Source organism: Rossellomorea sp. NPDC071047 (assembly GCF_050270195.1).
In the GTDB taxonomy this organism is placed as follows: domain Bacteria; phylum Bacillota; class Bacilli; order Bacillales; family Bacillaceae_B; genus Rossellomorea.
The window spans coordinates 1-20,675 of record NZ_JBNNJT010000006.1; the positions used below are offsets into that span (position 1 = coordinate 1).

General features: G+C 40.7%; 16 protein-coding genes and 1 pseudogene. All 17 read right to left on the minus strand.

What is annotated here, in order from left to right:
• Positions 1–484 precede the first annotated feature (484 nt).
• The 17 genes and pseudogenes from ACQKFO_RS18485 to citZ all read right to left on the minus strand — a co-directional run bounded on the left by ACQKFO_RS18485 (position 485) and on the right by citZ (position 20,258).
• A complete protein-coding gene (locus ACQKFO_RS18485) occupies positions 485–1,513 on the minus strand; it encodes a glyceraldehyde-3-phosphate dehydrogenase (protein WP_427600308.1) in 1,029 nt (342 codons plus the stop codon).
• Between the two features lie 450 nt (positions 1,514–1,963).
• On the minus strand, positions 1,964–2,569 hold the full coding sequence (gene coaE / locus ACQKFO_RS18490; RefSeq protein ID WP_427600309.1) for a dephospho-CoA kinase: 606 nt from the start codon (positions 2,567–2,569) through the stop codon (positions 1,964–1,966).
• A 25-nt stretch (positions 2,570–2,594) separates the two neighbouring features.
• Positions 2,595–3,227 (minus strand): sporulation membrane protein YtaF, encoded by a 633-nt coding sequence (gene ytaF / locus ACQKFO_RS18495; protein ID WP_148969893.1) that lies wholly within the window; start codon positions 3,225–3,227, stop codon positions 2,595–2,597.
• A 68-nt stretch (positions 3,228–3,295) separates the two neighbouring features.
• On the minus strand, positions 3,296–4,120 hold the full coding sequence (gene mutM / locus ACQKFO_RS18500) for a DNA-formamidopyrimidine glycosylase (protein WP_427600310.1): 825 nt from the start codon (positions 4,118–4,120) through the stop codon (positions 3,296–3,298).
• Between the two features lie 24 nt (positions 4,121–4,144).
• A complete protein-coding gene (gene polA, locus ACQKFO_RS18505; protein ID WP_427600311.1) occupies positions 4,145–6,775 on the minus strand; it encodes a DNA polymerase I in 2,631 nt (876 codons plus the stop codon).
• Between the two features lie 182 nt (positions 6,776–6,957).
• Positions 6,958–7,893, minus strand: a complete 936-nt coding sequence (gene hflC, locus ACQKFO_RS18510) for a protease modulator HflC (RefSeq protein WP_427600312.1) — start codon at positions 7,891–7,893, stop codon at positions 6,958–6,960.
• Positions 7,886–8,848 carry an FtsH protease activity modulator HflK gene (gene hflK, locus ACQKFO_RS18515; protein WP_427600313.1) on the minus strand — a complete coding sequence of 321 codons (963 nt, stop codon included), beginning with the start codon at positions 8,846–8,848 and terminating at the stop codon, positions 7,886–7,888. The genes hflC and hflK overlap by 8 nt, the downstream gene beginning before the upstream one ends.
• 364 nt (positions 8,849–9,212) lie before the next feature.
• Positions 9,213–11,012 (minus strand): two-component system histidine kinase PnpS, encoded by a 1,800-nt coding sequence (gene pnpS / locus ACQKFO_RS18520; RefSeq protein ID WP_427600314.1) that lies wholly within the window; start codon positions 11,010–11,012, stop codon positions 9,213–9,215.
• A complete protein-coding gene (locus tag ACQKFO_RS18525) occupies positions 11,009–11,728 on the minus strand; it encodes a response regulator transcription factor (RefSeq protein ID WP_427600315.1) in 720 nt (239 codons plus the stop codon). The genes pnpS and ACQKFO_RS18525 overlap by 4 nt, the downstream gene beginning before the upstream one ends.
• A 663-nt stretch (positions 11,729–12,391) precedes the next feature.
• Entirely contained in the window at positions 12,392–12,868 is a 477-nt protein-coding gene (locus ACQKFO_RS18530) for a MaoC family dehydratase (protein WP_427600316.1), read from the minus strand.
• A 362-nt stretch (positions 12,869–13,230) separates the two neighbouring features.
• A pseudogene (locus ACQKFO_RS18535) lies at positions 13,231–13,395 on the minus strand (DUF6440 family protein); the annotation flags it as partial.
• A 116-nt stretch (positions 13,396–13,511) separates the two neighbouring features.
• A complete protein-coding gene (locus tag ACQKFO_RS18540) occupies positions 13,512–14,258 on the minus strand; it encodes an ABC transporter permease (protein ID WP_427600317.1) in 747 nt (248 codons plus the stop codon).
• Positions 14,255–15,109 carry an ABC transporter ATP-binding protein gene (locus tag ACQKFO_RS18545; RefSeq protein WP_427600318.1) on the minus strand — a complete coding sequence of 285 codons (855 nt, stop codon included), beginning with the start codon at positions 15,107–15,109 and terminating at the stop codon, positions 14,255–14,257. Before ACQKFO_RS18545 ends, ACQKFO_RS18540 begins: the two co-directional genes overlap by 4 nt.
• 212 nt (positions 15,110–15,321) lie before the next feature.
• On the minus strand, positions 15,322–16,320 hold the full coding sequence (locus tag ACQKFO_RS18550) for a LytTR family transcriptional regulator DNA-binding domain-containing protein (protein WP_427600319.1): 999 nt from the start codon (positions 16,318–16,320) through the stop codon (positions 15,322–15,324).
• 407 nt (positions 16,321–16,727) lie between these two features.
• On the minus strand, positions 16,728–17,666 hold the full coding sequence (gene mdh / locus ACQKFO_RS18555) for a malate dehydrogenase (protein ID WP_427600320.1): 939 nt from the start codon (positions 17,664–17,666) through the stop codon (positions 16,728–16,730).
• An 81-nt stretch (positions 17,667–17,747) separates the two neighbouring features.
• Positions 17,748–19,019, minus strand: a complete 1,272-nt coding sequence (gene icd, locus ACQKFO_RS18560; protein WP_427600321.1) for an NADP-dependent isocitrate dehydrogenase — start codon at positions 19,017–19,019, stop codon at positions 17,748–17,750.
• A 120-nt stretch (positions 19,020–19,139) separates the two neighbouring features.
• On the minus strand, positions 19,140–20,258 hold the full coding sequence (citZ, locus tag ACQKFO_RS18565) for a citrate synthase (RefSeq protein WP_427600322.1): 1,119 nt from the start codon (positions 20,256–20,258) through the stop codon (positions 19,140–19,142).
• Between the last annotated feature and the right edge of the window lie 417 nt (positions 20,259–20,675).

The following is a 20,675-nucleotide window of genomic DNA, read 5'->3' on the forward strand; positions in this document are numbered from 1 at the left end:
CTGATTTGGTTTTTGTTTTTACTTCAGAAACAGTCTAACCAAATTAACCTACGATGTTACGAGTAAGGAGCTAGTTTTCGTTCATGATAACTCGGCTGCGCCTGCGAGGTCTCACCTGTCCAGCTACGGGGCTTAGGGGCTCGAGGTCATAAGCCAAGTCTGTCAAAAAGGCAAAGAGCGCCTTTCCGGCAGACTCGTCTTATGCTTGTCGCCCCTGAGCAAAGCCCCTCCGCTTTTCGTACTGCCCCGCTATTCCCGCAGGAGTCGAGCGCCTTCCGCTACAATCCACTCTGTGATATTACACATTTACTACTTATACATTTTGATAGCTGCAAAAAAGCTCTTTGGGAGAAACTTGTTCATAATCTAAACTTTTCCCAAAAGGTGTTCTATACCAAATTTCTATTAGAACGAAACAAAAGAAAAAGAACGCACCTGGAAAGGTACGTTCTAAGGATGCAGCTTATTTTTTATTTGGGTTCTTTCAAACGTTGACTTCCTGTTTTGCGTTCATTTTTGATGCAACGAATTTAGCCAGGTCAACGACGCGGCATGAGTAGCCCCACTCGTTATCGTACCAGGCCAGTACCTTCACTTTTCGATTTCCCATGACCATCGTGGATAATCCGTCGATGATCGCTGAATGAGGATTTGTATTGAAGTCGATAGAAACTAAAGGTTCTGTTGTAAATTGCAGCACTCCGTGTAAAGAACTAACTGAAGCCGTAATGAAAGCTTCGTTAATTTCTTCTACAGTCACGTCTCTTTTCACATCCACAACCAGGTCCACTAGTGAGACATTTGGTGTAGGTACACGCAATGCCATTCCGTGAAGCTTGCCGTTTAATTGAGGCAGTACCAGTGATAATGCTTTTGCTGCACCTGTCGTGGTCGGGATGATCGACTGGCCGCACGCTCTCGCTCTTCTCAAATCTTTATGTGGATTATCAATATTCTTTTGGTCATTTGTGTAGGCATGGACAGTCGTCATAAGTCCATTTTCAATACCAAATTGCTCATCTAATACTTTCGCAACCGGCGCTAAGCAGTTTGTTGTACATGATGCATTCGAAATGACGCTGTGATCTTCAATATTTAATGCGCTTTCATTTACACCCATCACAATGGTTACGTCTTCATTTTTACCAGGGGCAGTCAGGATGACCTTTTTTGCTCCCGCTTCTAAATGAAGGCTCGCTTGATCTTTAGAATTGAATTTTCCAGTAGCTTCAATCACAATGTCGATATTTAATTCGCCCCAAGGCAATGCTTTAGGATCACGATTGCTTAATAGTAGGACACGTTTTCCATTGACGATTAGTGCATCATCTTCCGTCACCACATCTGCCTGAAATGTCCCATGATTTGTGTCATACTTTATTAAATGTGCTAGTGTTTCAGCCGGGTAGCTTGCGTTAATGGCTACAACCTCTAAGTTTTCCTCTAATATTGCTTTTCTGAAAACCATTCTCCCAATACGCCCAAAACCATTGATTGCAATTTTCGCCTTCATAAATCCGGCTCCCCTCTATATTAATGTTATACTTATATGTTTATTTGCTAAAAATAGTATAACATATTTAGAGAATATGTTAATAAGTATTTTGCGGATTTTTAATGTTTTATTATTCTGACAAATATGCTTATTGAATGTATATTTTTGTGGTTTGAATTCATACATCTTTTTCAAGGCTCTTGACTTACATTTGTCAACGGAGCATGCAATGGTTGAGTTCCGCTACAGGCTGCTCGCTTTCCGCGGGGTGGGCGGTGAGCCTCCTCAGCTTCGCTTCCGGGGTCTCACCTGTCCCACTTCTCCCGCAGGAGTCGAGCAGCCTTCCGCTCCACTCAACAATGTTTTCAGATCTTCACAAAGAAATAAATGATTATTCCATTAAACAGCCAAAAGCTAAAATATAATAAAAAGCCGACAAGGATTTTCCTTGTCGGCTCATAAGTCATTCTATGGTTTTAGATCCCACTTGACTAGCAGCGCATCAAGCTGTTCTTTAGTTTCATGTAAAGAACCGTTGTTGTCTATGACTGCGTCGGCAAGGCCTGCTTTGTCCTTTAAGGGGAATTGGGAAGCGATGCGGGATGATGCATCTTCACGGTTAAAGTTGTTCCGTTCCATTAGACGGGATAGTTGGGTTTCTTCGTTCACGTATACTACGATTGTGCGATCGACCATCCACGTCAGGTTGCTTTCGTATAAAAGGGGGATATCCATGAAAATCGTGTTTTTACCAGCTGCAATGGCTTCATCCTTGTGAGCGAGCATCATGCTTCTGACGGCAGGATGAACGATTCCATTCAGCTTTTTTCGTTTTTCTTCAGAGTTAAAGATGATCTGGCCGAGTTTTTCCCGATTGATGGTGGAATCGTGATTGTGCAGTATGTGTTCACCGAATTCTTCCACAATCGCAAGGTAAGCCGGCTGATCAACTTCAACCACCATACGGGCTGCAAGATCAGCATCAATGATCGTATAGCCTTTTTCATTTAACATTTTCGAAACTGTACTTTTACCACTTGCAATACCACCTGTTAATCCTATAATGCTAGCCATTATCTAATCCTTTCCAGCTCAGCCATTAAAACCTCAGGATCCCTATAAGGATCAACAGAACTCCAGGGAGAAATGACACTCGGTGAATCCACCGTAAATGAGAGAAGAATTCCCCCATCTTCAATCCTGAGAATAAGAACGTAAAGCTCATCACCAGGATGGCTAAAGTAAGTATGAATGGCGAGAAATTTAATAACGCAGCACCAATTCCGGCACCGAATGCATCCAATGACAGTGCGATTCCAAGCATAAATGCTTCAATACCGGTAATTGTACCTGATCTATCAAAGTCTGCCGTTAACGGCCTTCTTAAAATTTGAACCACTAATCCTATGGATTTAATCTCAAAGTTAATTAACGTTTTTTCTTGGGATAATACCGTTTCTTTTTCCGGTCTAAAGAACTGGTACAGTACCGCCGCCCCGATTACAACCAGAATCAGCCCGCCGATCCTTCCAGCCCAAAGCGGAGAGATAATGGATCCGATCGTCTGACCAAGCAACATGGCCAACAATAAGGAGCTCGCCGAACAAATGGATATGATGCTGATTGATTTTGTAGGGATTTTCACTTTTCGTAATCCGTAAGTTAAACCTGTGCTAAAACTATCAAGACTTACAGCAAACGCCAGCAGTAATAAGGAGATTGTTTCACTCATCTAATAGCCCTCCCGAAAATCATTACAATACTATATGGTAAGGGCTTATCAGATGTTAATTGTTCATTCTAACGTTGGCAGTCGGGACAATAGTGCGTCCCTCTTCCTGCTGATACCTTCTTCTCAATGGGAGTACCACATTTTCGACAAGGTTCTTCTTTCCGGCTATACACGAAGAGGTTCTGTTGGAACATACCCATTTGTCCCTGTGAATTCACATAGGAGCGAATCGTACTTCCTCCCATCTCTACGGCTTCGGTTAGCGTGTGAATGATTTCTTTGTGCAAACGTTCAATTTCTTCCTGTGAAAGAGATTTCGATTTCCGGTCAGGATGTATGCCTGCACGAAATAACGCTTCATCCACATAGATATTCCCCAGTCCCACGAGAACCGTTTGATCTAATAATGTGGCTTTCACAATTCTCTCTGTCTTGCCCAGCTTTTCTATTAAGTAGCCAGCAGTAAATTCGGATTGGAATGGCTCCGGTCCCAGCTGCAGGAGGGGAAGATGAAGCAATTCCTCCCCTTTCCTGAATAGGTGCATCGTCCCAAACTTCCGGACATCACGGTATCTGAGTTCTGTGTTATCCGTAAAGTGAAAAATGACGTGGGTGTGCTTTTCAATTGGATCCCCGCTGTCGGACAAGTTGTACTTTCCTTCCATTCTCAAGTGAGAAACAAGGGCAACGTCGTTTAAATAAAAGATCAGGAATTTCCCTCTTCTTCTCATTTCAAGTATTTCCTGCCCCTTCAAGCTTTGAACAAACTCCTCGGATTCGTCGGGGCTTTTAATCATCTTTGGCCAAAAAACCGAGACGTTTTTGATTGTCTTTCCAATAACAAGAAGCTCTAACGTCCTCCTGACCGTTTCTACTTCAGGCAGCTCCGGCACTCTGCCACCTCCTTATGAAAAACTCTACTTCGCGTCATACCATGTTTGACCGTATGAGTAATCGACCTTTAATGGGACTTCCAACTCCATCGCATTCTCCATTACTTCAGGAACGATCTTCTTTAACACTTCGATTTCTTCTTCAGGCGCTTCAAAGATCAATTCATCATGCACCTGCAGCAATAATCGTGATTGAAGATTTTCTTCTTTTAACCTGGCAGCCATATCAATCATGGCCTTCTTGATGATGTCGGCTGCACTTCCTTGAATCGGCGTGTTCATCGCTGTACGTTCAGCGAAACTTCTTAAGTTAAAATTACGGCTGGTGATTTCCGGCAGGTAACGTCGGCGATTAAGCAGAGTCGTCACATAGCCCTTCTGTTTTGCATCCTGTACGATATCATCCATATATTCTTTAACACCAGGGAAACTTTCCAGGTACTTCTTAATGAATTCCCCTGCTTCTTTTCGTGTGATATCAAGGCTTTGAGAAAGACCGTAGTCACTGATTCCGTATACGATCCCGAAGTTAACGGCTTTCGCATGCCTTCTCATATTGGATGTGACCTCTTCCTTCGCCACCCCAAAGACGTCCATCGCTGTTTTCGTATGAATATCCATATCATTTCTGAAAGCTTCAACTAATTTCTCATCCTTGGCGATATGAGCCAGTACACGCAGCTCAATCTGAGAATAGTCGGCAGCGAACATGACCCAGCCCTTTTCAGATGGAATGAACGCCTGACGGATCTTCCTGCCTTCTTCAAGACGGATCGGAATATTTTGCAGGTTAGGGTCCGTCGAGCTTAATCGGCCCGTTTGAGTCAGTGCCTGGTTGAATCGTGTATGAATTTTACTCGAATCTTTATGGACGACCTTCAATAATCCCTCTAAATAAGTGGATTGCAGCTTCCCTAGCTGACGGTAATGAAGGATATGGTCAATGATTTCATGCTTGGATTGCAGCTTTTCCAGAACATCAGCTGAAGTGGAATAACCGGTTTTGGTTTTTTTCACGACCGGTAAGCCAAGCTTTTCAAAAAGAATCACGCCGAGCTGCTTCGGAGAATTAATATTAAAGCTCTCTCCTGCTTGTTCATGTATGTTCTTTTCCAGTTCTTCCAAGCGAAGTGCCAACTCATCTTTCATGGTGAGCAAACGCTCTTGATCCACCTTCACTCCGGTGAATTCCATTTCGGCTAAAATAATGGCAAGGGGGAGTTCTAACTCTGCAAATAATTCATATAAATCATTTTCTTTTAACTCTTCCATACAAGTGTTTTTCAAATCATGAAGAATGAATGCTTTTCGGGCAAGATGCTCTGATAGAATCTCAGTGGAAGGGACCTTCTGTTTGGCACCTTTCCCATATACCGATTCATCCGATTCGATGGAAGGCTGACCGTGTCCTCTTGAAATAGTAGCGAAGTCTTCACTCGATTCAGAAGGATTGATAATGTAAGATGCTAACAGCAGATCGAACTCGATCCCTTTTATGTCAATTCCCTGTCTCTTTAGTGCAACTACCGTTTCCTTCGAGTTATACACATACTTTGCTGCGCTTTCGTTTTCAGCCCATTCCTTGAATGCCTCTGAATTCAATGCGGTTTCAAGCGTAAAGAAAATCGTGCCCTTCTCATTGTGCAGACTCATCCCGATTACTTCTCCGAGATGATAATTCTCCTCCAGCATTTCAATGTATAACGAGCTTTCGTTTGAAAGGTGCTCTTCTTTGATGGTTTCAACTACTTCAAAGGAGATATCATCCAGCTCCTGGGGCTCCTCTTGGGTAGACTCACCCATCTTCTCCAGTAATGAGTTGAAGCCGAGGTCCCGGTATACTTCCTTTAGTTTTCCTTCATTCATTCCATCATAATTCAGCTCTTCCACTCCAATCTCGATTGGAGCTTCCCTTAGGATGGTGGCGAGTTCCTTACTCATGATCGCTTGATCTTTATTTTCTTCGAGCTTTTCTTTTAATTTCTTCCCACTGACCTGGTCAATGGAGTCCAGCAGCCTTTCAAGGGAATCAAATTCTTTTAGCAGCTTGATTGCCGTTTTCTCACCTACACCCGGCACGCCCGGAATATTATCAGAGCTATCCCCCATCAGGCCTTTCATATCGATGATGCGATCAGGTGTGATTTCCCACTTTTCTTTTATATGCTCCGGAGTGTACACTTCGATATCCGTTATGCCCTTTCTCGTAATACAAACCGTAGTAGTCTTCGAGCTTAACTGGGTTAAATCCTTATCCCCGGAATACACTTTCACTTCGTACCCGTCAGATTCCGCCTGCAGGGAGAGCGTTCCGATAATATCATCCGCTTCATAGTTTTCTTTTTCATAGCGCTTAATTCCATATGCATCCAAAAGCTCGCGGATATAGGGAAATTGCTCGGACAATTCCGGTGGAGTCTTTTGTCTGCCGCCTTTGTATTCCTTGAATGTCTTATGTCTGAAAGTCGTTTTTCCTGCATCAAACGCGACTAGAATATGAGATGGTTTTTCGTCTTCGAGTATTTTTTGCAGCATGGTGGTAAAACCGTATACTGCGTTTGTATGTACACCTTTGTCGTTATTTAATAAAGGCAGTGCGAAGAATGCACGGTAAGCTATACTATTACCGTCGATCAATACTAATTTTTTGGACATGTAAGTACCTCCTGTAAAGGCTTCTGATTCTATATGTTTATTCTATCATGTTGGGGAATGAAAGGAAAAAAGGGGACCTTATCAAGTCCAGTGAAAAAAGCTGACTTTGTGGATTTCGACAAAGGCCTTCATAAAAAAACTGCTGAAGAATGAGATTACTCAATCTTCAACAGTTTTTTCTTTTATTCTGTATACCCCATCAACAGCCTTGCATACGGGGAGTCGGATGGTAAGATGATAACCGTTTTATCATCCACTGTTTTCTTATATGTTTCCAACGTTTTGTAGAGGTCATAGAAACCGGGATCCTTGGAGAACGATTTGTTATAGATTTGTGCCGCTTCGGATTCTCCTTCTGCCCTGATGACATTGGCGTCAGCGCCTGCTTTTGCCAGCAGCTCCTTCACTTCACGATCTGTTTCAGCCGTGATCCGTTGTTTCTCGGCATCCCCCATTGAGAGGTATTCCTGAGCCTTTGATTCACGTTCTGAAATCATACGCGTATAGACAGAGTTCTCATTCGCTTCCGGTAAATCCGTACGTTTCATACGGACATCCTGAACAACGATTCCGTATCCATCCCGTTCCAGAAGCTCGTTCACTTTGTCCGTCACCCGATCGTTCAAACTTCCCCGGGAAGACTTTTCATCATTGATGATTTCATCATATTCTAATTGCCCGAGCTCCGACCTGACGACTGAGTAGATGAATTCTTCCATTTTCGTCTCTGCGTTGATGACCGTCCTGGCATTCTTGATCATTTTAAGTGGATCTTCGATACGCCATACCGCATAGTTGTCGATGAGCATCCGCTTCTTATCTTTTGTATTGATTTCAGCTTCCGTTACATCATACGTCATTTGATGCTTAGGCAGGGTCGTAACAGACTGAATGAACGGGAGCTTATACTTCAAACCTGGTTCTTTGTCAATTCTTACGACTTCCCCGAACTGACGGACGACTTTATACTCTCCTTCTTTGACCATAAAGAGACTGGTAAACAGCAGAAGAATGACGGCAGCGAGAATGACCAGGAAGATTCCTAACTTTGTATAACGCTTCCACTCAATAGGTTCTTTCTTCTTTTGATTGATGTCAAAGACGTTTTGATCACTCATTCTCTTCACTCCCTTCCTGCTTCACCGGGCCGTTTTGATTTTCAAGCTGTCGAATCGGGAAGTATTTCAACGTTTCTCCACTATCCTTCATAATGTAGATTTCCGCATTCGGAAGAACATTCTCCAGGGTTTCTAATACAAGTCGTTTTCTCGTAATCTCAGGATTCGATTTATATTCGTTGTACAACTTATCAAATACGGCTACATCTCCACGGGCCTGCTCCACACGTGCAATTTTATCCCCTTTTGCCCTGGACATGATCGCATCTTTTTCACCTTTTGCTTCATTTGATCGCTGGTTCCGATATTTCTTTGCTTCATTGATTTTCGTGTTCATCGTTTCCCTTGCATCCGTCACGGCTGTAAAAGCTGATCGGACCTCTGCATTCGGCAGCTCGACATCCTGCAGTTTCACTGCAAGTATGGAAATACCAATATCGTAATCATCAATCAGGGTCGTTAGTAAATCTCTTACATCCGCCTCGATTTCGGCTTTTCCAGATGTTAATGCATCATCTATCAAAGAGCTTCCTATAATGCTTCTCAAAGAAGATGAAGTAGCATCGTAAAGGATTTCCTTCGGGTTGTCAGAGTTAAATAAGTACGATTCAGGATCCGTGATTTTCCATTGAACCACAAGATCAGCGAGAACGATGTACTCATCTCCCGTGATCATTTTCGTTTCTTTAGGGAAGTCCTTGATCTTCCCGTCTTTTTCTTCATATCCAAATTGAAGACTGAAGGTTTCTTTAGACAGAACTTCCACTGATTGCATCGGCCATGGCATCTTGAAGTGCAGCCCAGGCTCAACGACCGGCTCTCCCGCTTCTCCAAATGTCAATACAAGCGCTTGTTCTGATTCATCAACGGTATACCAGGAAGTCAATAACACAACAATTAAAATAATGGCTGCTACTACCATCCCTGTCACCATGTAAATTCGTTTTAAACTCATATGCGCCCTCCCTTTTCTATCTCTATATCTTATTAATCACCTACTAAGATATACGGACTTACTACAAAAAGGTTTCAAGAATATTAAGAGAAGATGACAAACGAGGGAGTTAGTGGAGTAAGGTCGAGGTGAATGGATTCCTAACTGGATGCATTCGTCAGCGGGCGAGTAAAGTTTTGATCCAAACCAGCCTTCATTAAGCTGATAGCGCTTTCAAAATAAAAAAGCGAAAAGACGAGAACGGGGTTAGTTCTCGCCTTTTCTTAACACCTTGGATGAAGGGGTTTCACTTAGTATCGTAACACCCTTTTATTAACAGGATTTAAACCTATTGTAAATGCAATGTAAAATAATTGTAAACTTACTAAGATTTTCTCTTCCCTTCACCCAACGAATAGCTTGAAGACTGTTTGTATAAGGAGACTGTGAACATCGTACCTTCATTCACTTCACTCTCTACTTCAATTTTCCCTTCATGAGCTTCGATGATATGCTTCACAATGGCTAAACCTAAGCCTGTTCCGCCCGAATTACGGCTTCTTGCTTTGTCCACCCTATAAAACCGTTCAAAAATGCGGGGAAGTTCTTCTTCACTGATTCCCATCCCGTTATCCTTGACGCTCACATGAACCATTTCTTTATCTTCCATCACTGAAATCAAGACATCCCCGCCCTTTGGAGTGTACACGATCGCATTACTGACCAGATTAATGAAAACCTGTTTTAGTCGGTAGGAGTCTACTTCCGCATGGCCTCTTGACTCAAATGACGTTTGAAGGGAAATGTCTTTTGATTTCGCTTTTTCTTTCAATATCGGAATCACATCTTCAATTAAACCGGCAATCTCTACTTCCTGAAGGGAGAGTTCGAACCCCTGTTTCTCAATCTTGGATAATTCCAATAAGTCTTGTATAAGGGATTGCAGGCGGTCGCTTTCCATCAGAATGATATCCAGGAAAGACTTTAACGTATCGGGATCATTCATCGCCCCGTCCAGTAATGTCTCCGAGAAACCTTTAATGGATGTGATCGGTGTTTTCAATTCGTGAGAAACATTCGCTACGAAGTCTTTTCTCATTTGCTCAAGCTTTTTGAGCTCCGTGATGTCATGGAATACCACGACGATCCCTTTCCACTCATCGTTATGACCGATGATAGGAGCCCCATATACTTCATAATGCTTTCTTTCTATTTTGTGAGGAAGAAGGATTTGCTTTCTTAACCGTTCTTCTGTCATGAAGATTTCTTCCACAAGCTTATTCACTTCCTGATAGTGAATGACCTCATGGTATCTGACTTTTTTCAGCTGACTTTCTTTCAGATTAAAGAAGTCCCTGAACGTCCGGTTCGTCAAAACAACAAACCCTCGGTGATCAATTAAGAGAAGGGCACTCCCCATGTTTTCGATCAGCGTTGTTAGGCGATCCTGCTGCATTTCCTGGGAATTCACCATTTCCTGCAGATTACGGGCAAGAATATTAATGGAGGTACTTAACATAGTCGTTTCATCCAGGCGATCTTCATATGTCCTTGCCCGATAATTCCCCTTGGCGAGCTCCATTGCCACATTCGTTGCCGATTCAATGGGTTTTGTGTACCTCACCGTAATTCTTGATCCCAAAATGATAATGAGAATTAATGCAAGACCCAAGGAAATGGACAGCACAAACCAAATTTGCTGTATTCCTTTCTCAAAGGCCTCTACCTCGGTACTCATGATAAGCAACCCATTTAACTGGTTATTTCCGCCCTTTAGCGGGTACCAATAATACCTGTACTCCACACCTGAAGTCACCAGTTTTCTATGCTTTTGCTTTACATCCCAGTTCTCCTGGATTTCATTGATGATCCTCTTTTGCTGAGGGCCTACCAGTGATTCCGAGGTTTCCGTATCATGGACTACACTCCCTGATTTATCAAGAATCGTAATCCTGACATCCAATATGTCACTCAATTCTTTAATCATCTCGGGATCGATCTCTTTCGGTGTCCCGTTTTCTTCAATGGAATTTGCCAATAACCTTGCCTCTTTTTGAATCCGGGAATTAAATGTATCCAGATAGAAATTCTTGAAAATTTGACCCAGAAGCAACCCGAGTCCTATCAATACAGCGATGATCAAGGTAATTAGAGCAAAAAGAAGTTTTGTTCTAAACTTGGTCATCGATTTTTAGGCTCCTCCAATTTATACCCAAGCCCACGGATGGTTTTTATATAAGTGGGTTTCTTCGTGTTGGATTCTATTTTTTCCCGTAAGTGACTGATATGAACATCCACTATTCTGGTGTCCCCGGCAAAATCATAATTCCATACCGCACTTAATAGCTGGTCTCTCGTTAAGACTCTGCCTTTATTTTCTGTTAGATATAAAAGGAGTTCGAATTCCTTAGGTGTCAACTCCATTAGATCACCTTGGAAATAAGCTTCATACTGTTCGGGATAAACCTTTAATTCTCCCACTTCCTTGTAATCTGTCGGTTCGATGGAAGATGGTTCCACCGCTTCCTGTATGGCTTGACTGCGTCTTAGAATAGCCTTGACCCTCGCAACCACTTCACGTGGACTGAACGGCTTTGTCATATAGTCGTCTGCCCCAAGCTCCAGTCCGAGAACTTTATCAAATTCGTCATCCTTAGCCGTTAACATAAGAATGGGGATATTGATCTTCCTTTGTCTCAGTTCTTTACACACTTCGATTCCATCCATGGAAGGAAGCATCAGGTCAAGAATAATTAAGTCAGGGGATTGCTCAATCGCTTTATCTCTTCCTTCTTCACCATCATGTGCCGTTGTAACGGAATAACCGGATTGCTCAAGATTGTACTTTAAGAGTGTTGCAATAGACTGTTCATCATCGACTACCAAGATTTTTTTGCTCATTTGATGTGCCTCCATACAAAAGAAAATTAACCCCAACATCCAACGTAATTATGTAATTGTACTTTCATTATAATATAAATCTTGAGGGTTACCATCATTTAGAGAGATTTAATACTTTTTAGTTTTCTTGCCGTACGTTACTAAACCGCCACAAAACTTGTTATCTTCTTTTATATGATGCACTTCTCCCGCATTCTTTATCATTTTTTTGCATAACAAAAAGAGGCTAGGGCAAAACAAAAAAACACATTTAAATACGAACAATAGATGTGTAGGTTCTTAATACCGCTAATGATTTCCGTGCAAGACTACGCTTTCCGCGGGTAGCCCGTGAGCCTCCTCGGCAAGCCTGCGGGTAGGAAAGTGGAGGGGCTTCGCTCAGAGGCGGTTGGCATATGGCGGATCGGCCTTGAAGGCGTTCTTTGCCTTCATGGACGATCAGACTTATGACATTTGCCTCTAAGCCCTATAGCTGGACAAGTCTCACATAAGCTACTTTTCCCGCAGGAGTCTTCGTCTTGCACTCCAATCAACCGCTGGAAACAGCTTAAATCAAATGGACCGAAATAAATAATAAACCCGAACCAATCTGCCTACCAGTAAGCAGATTGGTTCGGGTTTTACTTAGGCTAAAACACTTTCGTCCCAGCCTCCTTAAGTTGTTTAAAAGTTTTCTAATGCATGGCTATTCATTTTTTCTAATCGGTGAGGGGGGCATACTTTGATGGTACCATTGATGACCTTCTCATCTTCTTCATTGGTAGCTGTTACATCGATCGTTACCAAATGAGTATGGGGATCCACTTCCTTCACTTCAAACAGGAATTGTACTGTTGCGTAGTGATAGACCGGTTTAGGGAATTCAATGTTTTGCTCTACTATATGGGAACCCGGACCCGGTAGATACTTAGAAACGGCAGATGTAATGATGCCCGTTAACATGATTGAAGGAACAATCGGTTTTTTGAATGGCGTTTGAGAAGCATAATCATGCTGGATGTATAATGGATTGGCATCATTTGTGAGCCCTAAGTAAAGAAGCAGTTCGTTATCTTCTATTTTTTCTGTAAGGGTCAGCTTTTCACCAATCGTCATTTCTTCAATTTTTCTTCCCAGTTTTCTCTTTTTCCCTAATAACATAAGAAGCACCTCCGCGTATGTAAACGATTACAATTTTAAATAATAAAAATTGTTTTTATTATCTGTCTATTACTATTTTATCATTTATAGGGTTTCCATACAAAGAGTTTTTACGCGTAGGACAGTGATTTTTAATAGCAAACTATTTGTACGTTATCTCGCAGCTAACTTAGCTGTTACGCCATGTTCTTTGAGTTTGATGATTGAAAGTGAGAAACGGCTTAACTTCTCTGGAGAGAGCTAAAATCTAAAAGAACATTGAATAAAAAAACCAAACTAATTTGCCTCCTGGCATGCAAATTAGTTTGGTTTAACTTAGACAAAACACTTTTGACCTAGTCTTTATATACGTATAATTATTGTTAATTAGCTTCTTCTACCTGTGACACTACTACTTCACCATTCTTATCTAATAAAGGGGTAAGAGCGCATCCTTGCGCACTCCATGTGTATAAATAATTTACACCTGTTTGACGATCAACCCATATAGATATTAAACTTCCCTGCTGAGAATTTTGCACCAACTTTTCATCAAAACGTTTATCACCTTTTTTTTTTGAACATCATTTACCTCTCCTTATAAATAATTTTTGATTCTTAGTCTAAATATTCCTGGAATCATACAGTAAATTTTCCCCAGTAGTTAACTATCTAATCCATTTTTCTTGTACGCATAAACAAAGATAACTAAACAAATAATGAACCAACCGAAGAGAATGCTAATATCAGTTAGGTTCCATTGATATCCAGTCTCAGAAAATATGCTGTTTGCAAAGTTTGTTAACACACCTGTATAAGTGTAGTCCAGAATTTCCGACAAATCTTCTTTGAAGAGTTTTACTGCAGGCACTGATGTTAAAAGTAATGTAATAGGCATTGTATATAATGATGTTTGTGTTTGGTTTTTTGTAAGAATTCCAATAATGTATCCAATTAAAAGGCTGATCAAGCTAGCTACTGTTGTCATTAACATGTAACTTCCAAACTGAATCTCTCCAAAAGAGGATCCACTTACAGGAATCATTAGAATATTCACTAGAATCAGGATAAATAATGGTGGAAGAAGAGTCCCAATCAAGTACTCTAAGCCGTTTACGGAAGATGTCATTAGAACTCTTAAAGTGTTTTTTTCCTTTTCTTCTGCTAAAGGGCTACTGCTCATTGAAATACCAGCTATTGCAATATTAAAGATAATCCCGAAGCTAAGCACAAATGCATTCGTAGAAAAGCTAATTCCTTCCTTATTTACATCTATATCTGGCATTATATTTTTTATAGCAAATACAAACCCTAAGGCAAGAATGGGTCCTAACATAACACTGGTATTACTTAGCAATGTCTGAAATTTCATTCCTATGATTGCTTTTATCTTTCTTATTGAAATTCTCACAGTAATTCCCTCCCGGTCAATTCTATGAAGACCCTTTCTAATGTCGGTTCAGTTGAATGAATGGTTACAAGTTCATTGTTAGCTATCCACTGATAAATTTTTTTTGCCGTATCATCAGAGTGAGGGAGTGTGAACTCCTTTTCACCCTTTAACACGATCTGATAGCTTTTATCCTTATTGTACTTTAGGCTTAAAGCTTTAGGAGTTCCATGCTCTACAATGATTCCATCATTCAGAAGGGCAACATTATCGCAAATTTTCGTCGCCTCGTCCATATTATGGGTCGTAAGGAATATTGCTGTCCCATTCCCTTTTAATTCAGAAAGTAGTTCATGAACTGCTAAAGCTGTACTGGGATCTAACCCGCTGGTAGGCTCATCTAAGAAAAGTACCTTCGGCTGATGTAAAAGAGCTCTTGCAAGGACTAATCGTTGGGCCATTCCCTTGGATAATTTACTGGCAATTTTATCTTTATGTTCAAATAAACCAACTCTGGTTAGAAGGAAATCAATACGTTCTTTCTCAACATCTAAAATGTTTGCGAAAAATTTCATATTACTGTAAACGGTCATTCTTTCGTATATTCCGCTATTGTCTGTGACAATTCCCACTTGTTCATAAATACTTTCATTAATTTGTTCAACGGGTTTTCCTAAAACCATTGCCTTTCCCGAAGTTTGCACTAATTGTCCAGTCAATATTTTGATAGTTGTTGTTTTTCCTGAACCAGAAGGTCCAAGAAAACCAAATATTTCTCCCGAATGAACTGAAAAGTTGAGATCTTTTAAAGCAGATTCGTTATTGAACTTTTTTGATAAATGTTCAACACGAATCACTGTGTGTTTTTCCATTTGCTTTTCTCTCCTTTTTTAATAATGAAGAATGTTTAGGTGGACTGGAAAAATTTTGTATAAATACCAAAGTCCATTTTATATTGCCCAACTGCTTTTAGTTTAGAAAAAAACAATAGAAAAGTCGTAAATATCCGGTGAATAGTACTATAAAATTGCTCGAATGTAACAAAATGAGGTTGAAATGGACTCATTTCAACCTCAAATGCACCTCAAAACTCTATTAATTTTTTCATATCTTCCAACCGATTTCGAGAAAGGGGCAGTTTCACATTAGATTTACCTCTCAAAATTAAGGTATAACTATTCTTAGAATAGCTAATCAATTCAGACACCCGCTGCAAATTAACTAAATAAGAACGGTGACACCTGAAGAATCCAAATTTCAACAATCTCTCTTCCAGTTCATTCATCGTTAAGTCAGTTGGAAAATATTCATCATCTATCCGTATATTACTTACGCTGTTAACACTTTCAATAAAATCAATTTCATCAGGACTGAAAAAAATCGTTTTATTCGCCAACTTACAAGTCACTTTGAAGACGTTGTTTGGTATGAAATTTTCGCTATCATTTTTTTCCCCAGAGATTGAATCAGGTTCGTTAGTAAGATCCGTTTTTTCAAGTCCATTTAATCGGTTATAGCGATAGATTTCGTTGCTTAACAGCAATAAATCTTCTATAGAATTGGAAGTGAATAATGTGGCAGTATTAGTTGAACGAAGATGCTCCAATGCTTTTAAATAAAGTTCAATTCCTTCGCCTGTTAGATTATTAAGTGGATTTTCAATTAATAGAACTTCTGGGGAAAATAGAGACATTCGGAGTAAACTCACCCTTTTCTTCTGGTCGTCTGTCAGTTTCTTAATTTTAGTTCGCCAAACATCTAAAAGCGAAAATGTTGCAATGGAGTTTTGTAAAGGGTGAGGAAAACCTGCGATTTTTTTAAAAAAATTCAAGTAGCTTTGAACAGTTAAATTATCGTATAAGCCATCATCTTTATATTCTGATACTATAAATTTTGTTTCTCTCTCAATATAACCACTGGAAGGGGGGATTTCCCCTGATATCAGATCAAATAGTACTGCACTTTCTTCACTGGCCATTTTTATCCCAATATGTGAAGTTTTTTCAATAATTAAATCTATATTTTTCAATACAATGCGATTCTCTTCTTGTTTCATTACTTTTTCTAATGTAATTAACCTCAAGTTATACACACTCTCTTTTACTTATTTATATAAATTATACACTGTCAGATTCAGCAAATGAATTTATAGAGCAGTTCCTCATTTTTTCCCCCTTCTTCTGTTGAGTAGTTTTTTAAAAATCACTCTGAGTTACTACCTCCCTTAAATAAATTTGATTTATTATATATGGCTAACTACATCAATTTCCCCTTTAACTGTACTTTAGCTGAATTCCATTCTTTCATAGTGTTATTAACATGTGAAGGTTCTAGTTGCATCATTTTAGGTCACCTGTAAAAATGAGTTATAAACTGCCCGTTTGTTGAATAAAAACACTGTTGTGAATCATTCAAAAAAGTTTTTTACGGTCACTTATAATACAAAAAAACTGGCCCTAAAAAGAGAGCCAGTTTTGGAATGAATGTGTATTAAGCCAAAGAAGACATGACGTTTTTGACAGCGTCTGCGGAGTTAGCGAGTGCAGCTTTCTCTTCTTCGGTTAATTCGAGTTCGATGATTTTTTCCAGTCCATTACCGCCAAGGATGGTTGGGACACCGAGGTAGATACCTTCGAAACCGTATTCACCTTCCAGGTATGCAATGGCCGGGATGACGCGGCGTTGATCCTTAAGGATGGATTCTACCATTTGAACAAGAGAAGCAGCAGGAGCATAATAAGCACTACCGTTACCCAGAAGGCCTACAATTTCCCCTCCGCCTTTACGGGTACGCTCGACGATCGCGTCTAAACGGTCTTTAGGAATTAATGTTTCCAGAGGGATGCCTCCAGCGTACGAGTAACGAATAAGAGGAACCATGTCATCCCCATGGCCGCCAAGAACGAATCCTGTAATATCTTTCACAGAAAGGTTTAATTCTTGAGCGACAAATGTGCGGAACCGGGCTGTATCCAGAACGCCGGATTGTCCGATCACGCGCTCTTTAGGGAACCCGGATTCTTTGAATACTGTATAGGTCATAGCATCCACTGGGTTTGTAAGAACGATGATGTAGCAATTTGGAGAATACTTAACGATTTGCTGCGTGACTGATTTCATGACCTTTTGGTTGGTTTGAACCAGATCATCACGGCTCATTCCCGGTTTACGGGCAATTCCTGCAGTGATGACAACAATATCGGAATCCTTTGTATCTTCATAATTGGAAGTACCGATAATGTTTGAATCAAATCCTTGTACCGGGCTCGCTTCAAGCATATCCAGCGCTTTCCCTTTCGTTGGGTCTTCATTTTGAGGAATATCAACCAGTACAACATCTCCAAGCTCTTTCTGAGCAAGCATCAATGCTGTAGTCGCCCCTGTAAATCCTCCACCGATAACAGATACTTTTCTACGTTTAATAGCCATCATAATTCCTCCTATTCGTGTCATTATGTAAAGGAAGGAGTGCTCCGATTCGAAGCACCCCATCCCTATTTTAAATTGAAATTATCCCATGTTTTCGATTAAAGCAGAACCGAACTCAGAGCATTTCACTTCTGTTGCTCCATCCATTAGACGGGCAAAGTCATATGTTACGACTTTAGAAGCGATAGTTTTCTCCATGGATTTTGTAATCAGGTTAGCAGCTTCTGTCCAACCAAGGTGCTCAAGCATAAGTACACCGGAAAGGATGACAGATGAAGGATTCACTTTATCCATACCTGCATATTTTGGAGCTGTTCCATGAGTCGCCTCAAAGATTGCATGTCCTGATTCGTAGTTGATGTTTGCTCCAGGAGCAATACCGATTCCACCAACTTGAGCAGCTAATGCATCAGAGATGTAATCTCCGTTTAGGTTCATTGTTGCCACTACATCAAACTCAGCCGGACGAGTAAGGATTTGCTGTAGGAAGATATCAGCGATTGAATCTTTAACGATGATCTTACCTGCTGCTTCAGCCTCTGATTGAGCTTTGTTAGCAGCTTCCAATCCATCAGCTTCTTTGATCTTGTCATATTGAGCCCAAGTGAATACTTTATCGCCGAATTCTTTTTCAGCAAGCTCGTAACCCCAGTTTTTGAAAGCTCCTTCAGTGAACTTCATGATGTTCCCTTTGTGAACCAACGTTACTGATTTACGGCCTTCTGTGATCGCGTAATTGATTGCTGCACGAACAAGACGGTTTGTCCCTTCTTCAGAAACAGGCTTGATTCCGATACCGGATGTTTCTGGGAAACGGATTTTGTTAGCACCCATTTCATCTTGAAGGAAAGTGATTAATTTTTTAACTTCATCAGAACCTTTTGCGTATTCGATACCAGCATAGATGTCTTCAGTGTTTTCACGGAAGATGACCATATCTGTATCTTCAGGACGCTTAACCGGTGATGGAACACCTTCGAAGTAGCGTACAGGACGCAGGCAAGTGAACAGGTCTAATTCCTGGCGCAGCGCAACGTTCAATGAACGGATTCCGCCACCGACAGGAGTTGTAAGTGGACCTTTGATCGCGATGAAGTATTCACGGATTGCTTCAAGTGTATCATTTGGAAGCCATTCGCCCGTTTTGTTGAATGCCTTTTCCCCTGCATATACTTCTTTCCATGAAATCTTGCGCTCACCTTTGTATGCTTTTTCAACAGAAGCGTCTAATACGCGTTGAGCTGCTGCCCAAATATCTGGACCCGTTCCGTCACCTTCAATGAATGGGACGATTGGATTGTTTGGCACATTAAGCTGGCCGTTCTGGTTTGTAATTTTTTCACCTTGTGTCATTATGTAACCTCCATTTATTCATTATCAAAGGGGATGACCATAAGTGCCCTATGCATTTAGAGTCAGTCCCCTTCTCATATTCATTACACCAATATTTTCACCATTTGTAAATATTGATGTTTACCCTCTTTGTTCTACAGGCACATATTCCTGCTTGCCAGGCCCTACGTAATCAGCACGAGGACGGATCAGGCGGTTGTTTGAATACTGCTCAAGAATATGAGCTAACCAACCGGATACACGGCTTACAGCGAAGATCGGAGTGAATAGGTCATGATCGATGCCTAAGCTGTGGTAAACGGATGCTGAATAGAAATCAACATTAGGCGGTAAGCCTTTATTAGACGTAAATACATCTTCTACCTTAACGGACATTTCGTAGTATTTACTTTGTCCAGTTAATTCAGTTAATTTTTTCGACATTTCTTTAAGGTGCTTGGCACGCGGGTCTCCTTGACGGTATACACGGTGACCAAAGCCCATGATTTTTTCTTTCTTCTCTAATTTGTCGAGGATATACTCTTCCGCTTTATCGACAGAACCGATTTCAGTAAGCATCTTCATTACCTGCTCATTTGCTCCACCGTGAAGAGGTCCTTTTAAAGCACCGATTGCAGCAGTGACGCCTGAGTACACATCAGAAAGAGTAGCGACACATACACGTGCAGTGAAGGTAGAAGCGTTTAACTCGTGATCCGCATGAAGAACAAGTGCCTTATTGAACGCCTCGATTTCAACCGGCTCAGGATTTTTCCCTGTTAACATATATAGGAAATTAGCAGCGAATCCTAAATCTTTGCGGGGAGTAATCGGCTCTTGTCCATTGCGAATTCGTGAAAAGCTCGTTACGATTGTAGGAATCTTCGCTTGAAGTCGAACGGCTTTCAAATAGTTTTCCTTTTCGTCCATTACATCTGCTTTATCATCATATAATCCAAGTAAAGAAACGGCAGAACGTAAAGCTGCCATAGGATGGACTTCCTTGATGTTGTACATCTTGAAGTGCTCGATGACCTCTTTAGGCAATTCAGCGTTATCTGCTAATAGCTCTGTAAATTCCTGAAGCTCTGATGAAGTAGGTAATTTCAGATGCCATAATAAGTAGATAACCTCTTCAAAACTGGCATTGTTTGCTAAATCATCAATGTTGTAGCCAACATATGTAAGAGTATCATCAATGATCGAACTAATGGATGATGTTGTTGCTACAACCCCTTCTAACCCGCGAGTTGCTGTCATAATAACCTCTCCTTTTGTTAAGTATTTCTCTTTACCCATTTTCATATGAGCATAAAACCCTACAAGACTATCAAATAAGTCAGTAGGCTTGTTTAAAAAGAACATAAATAAAGGTTGAGCGATTGCTCAATTCCTATACAAAAAATGATTCCCGGCTCTTCCTATGATATCACGAGAGCTTGGGATGCGCTTACATTTCCTATTATAAACAATTATCTGACTTTTGTGAATGAAAACGCATCAATTTCTATAAAAATTATTTTTCTAGAAAAATAAACCATAGCATTGAGGCACACAAACGGAGTGGTGACAGGGGTTTCTCATCCTGTTATAAAAGCACTAAATATGTCGAAGGTGTATAATCAAAGTCAAATGATATCAATTTGAAAACTCTCATCTGAGAATGGGAGATGGATT

Coding starts and splice junctions, on each gene's coding strand:
- ytaF (WP_148969893.1), bottom strand. CDS start 3,227: ATGAGTGAAACAATCTCCTTATTACTGCTGGCGTTTGCTGTAAGTCTT.
- hflK (WP_427600313.1), bottom strand. CDS start 8,848: ATGAGTTTAAAACGAATTTACATGGTGACAGGGATGGTAGTAGCAGCC.
- ACQKFO_RS18485 (WP_427600308.1), bottom strand. CDS start 1,513: ATGAAGGCGAAAATTGCAATCAATGGTTTTGGGCGTATTGGGAGAATG.
- citZ (WP_427600322.1), bottom strand. CDS start 20,258: ATGACAGCAACTCGCGGGTTAGAAGGGGTTGTAGCAACAACATCATCC.
- pnpS (WP_427600314.1), bottom strand. CDS start 11,012: ATGACCAAGTTTAGAACAAAACTTCTTTTTGCTCTAATTACCTTGATC.
- polA (WP_427600311.1), bottom strand. CDS start 6,775: ATGTCCAAAAAATTAGTATTGATCGACGGTAATAGTATAGCTTACCGT.
- coaE (WP_427600309.1), bottom strand. CDS start 2,569: ATGGCTAGCATTATAGGATTAACAGGTGGTATTGCAAGTGGTAAAAGT.
- ACQKFO_RS18545 (WP_427600318.1), bottom strand. CDS start 15,109: ATGGAAAAACACACAGTGATTCGTGTTGAACATTTATCAAAAAAGTTC.
- mdh (WP_427600320.1), bottom strand. CDS start 17,666: ATGGCTATTAAACGTAGAAAAGTATCTGTTATCGGTGGAGGATTTACA.
- ACQKFO_RS18525 (WP_427600315.1), bottom strand. CDS start 11,728: ATGAGCAAAAAAATCTTGGTAGTCGATGATGAACAGTCTATTGCAACA.
- icd (WP_427600321.1), bottom strand. CDS start 19,019: ATGACACAAGGTGAAAAAATTACAAACCAGAACGGCCAGCTTAATGTG.
- ACQKFO_RS18530 (WP_427600316.1), bottom strand. CDS start 12,868: ATGTTATTAGGGAAAAAGAGAAAACTGGGAAGAAAAATTGAAGAAATG.
- hflC (WP_427600312.1), bottom strand. CDS start 7,893: ATGAGTGATCAAAACGTCTTTGACATCAATCAAAAGAAGAAAGAACCT.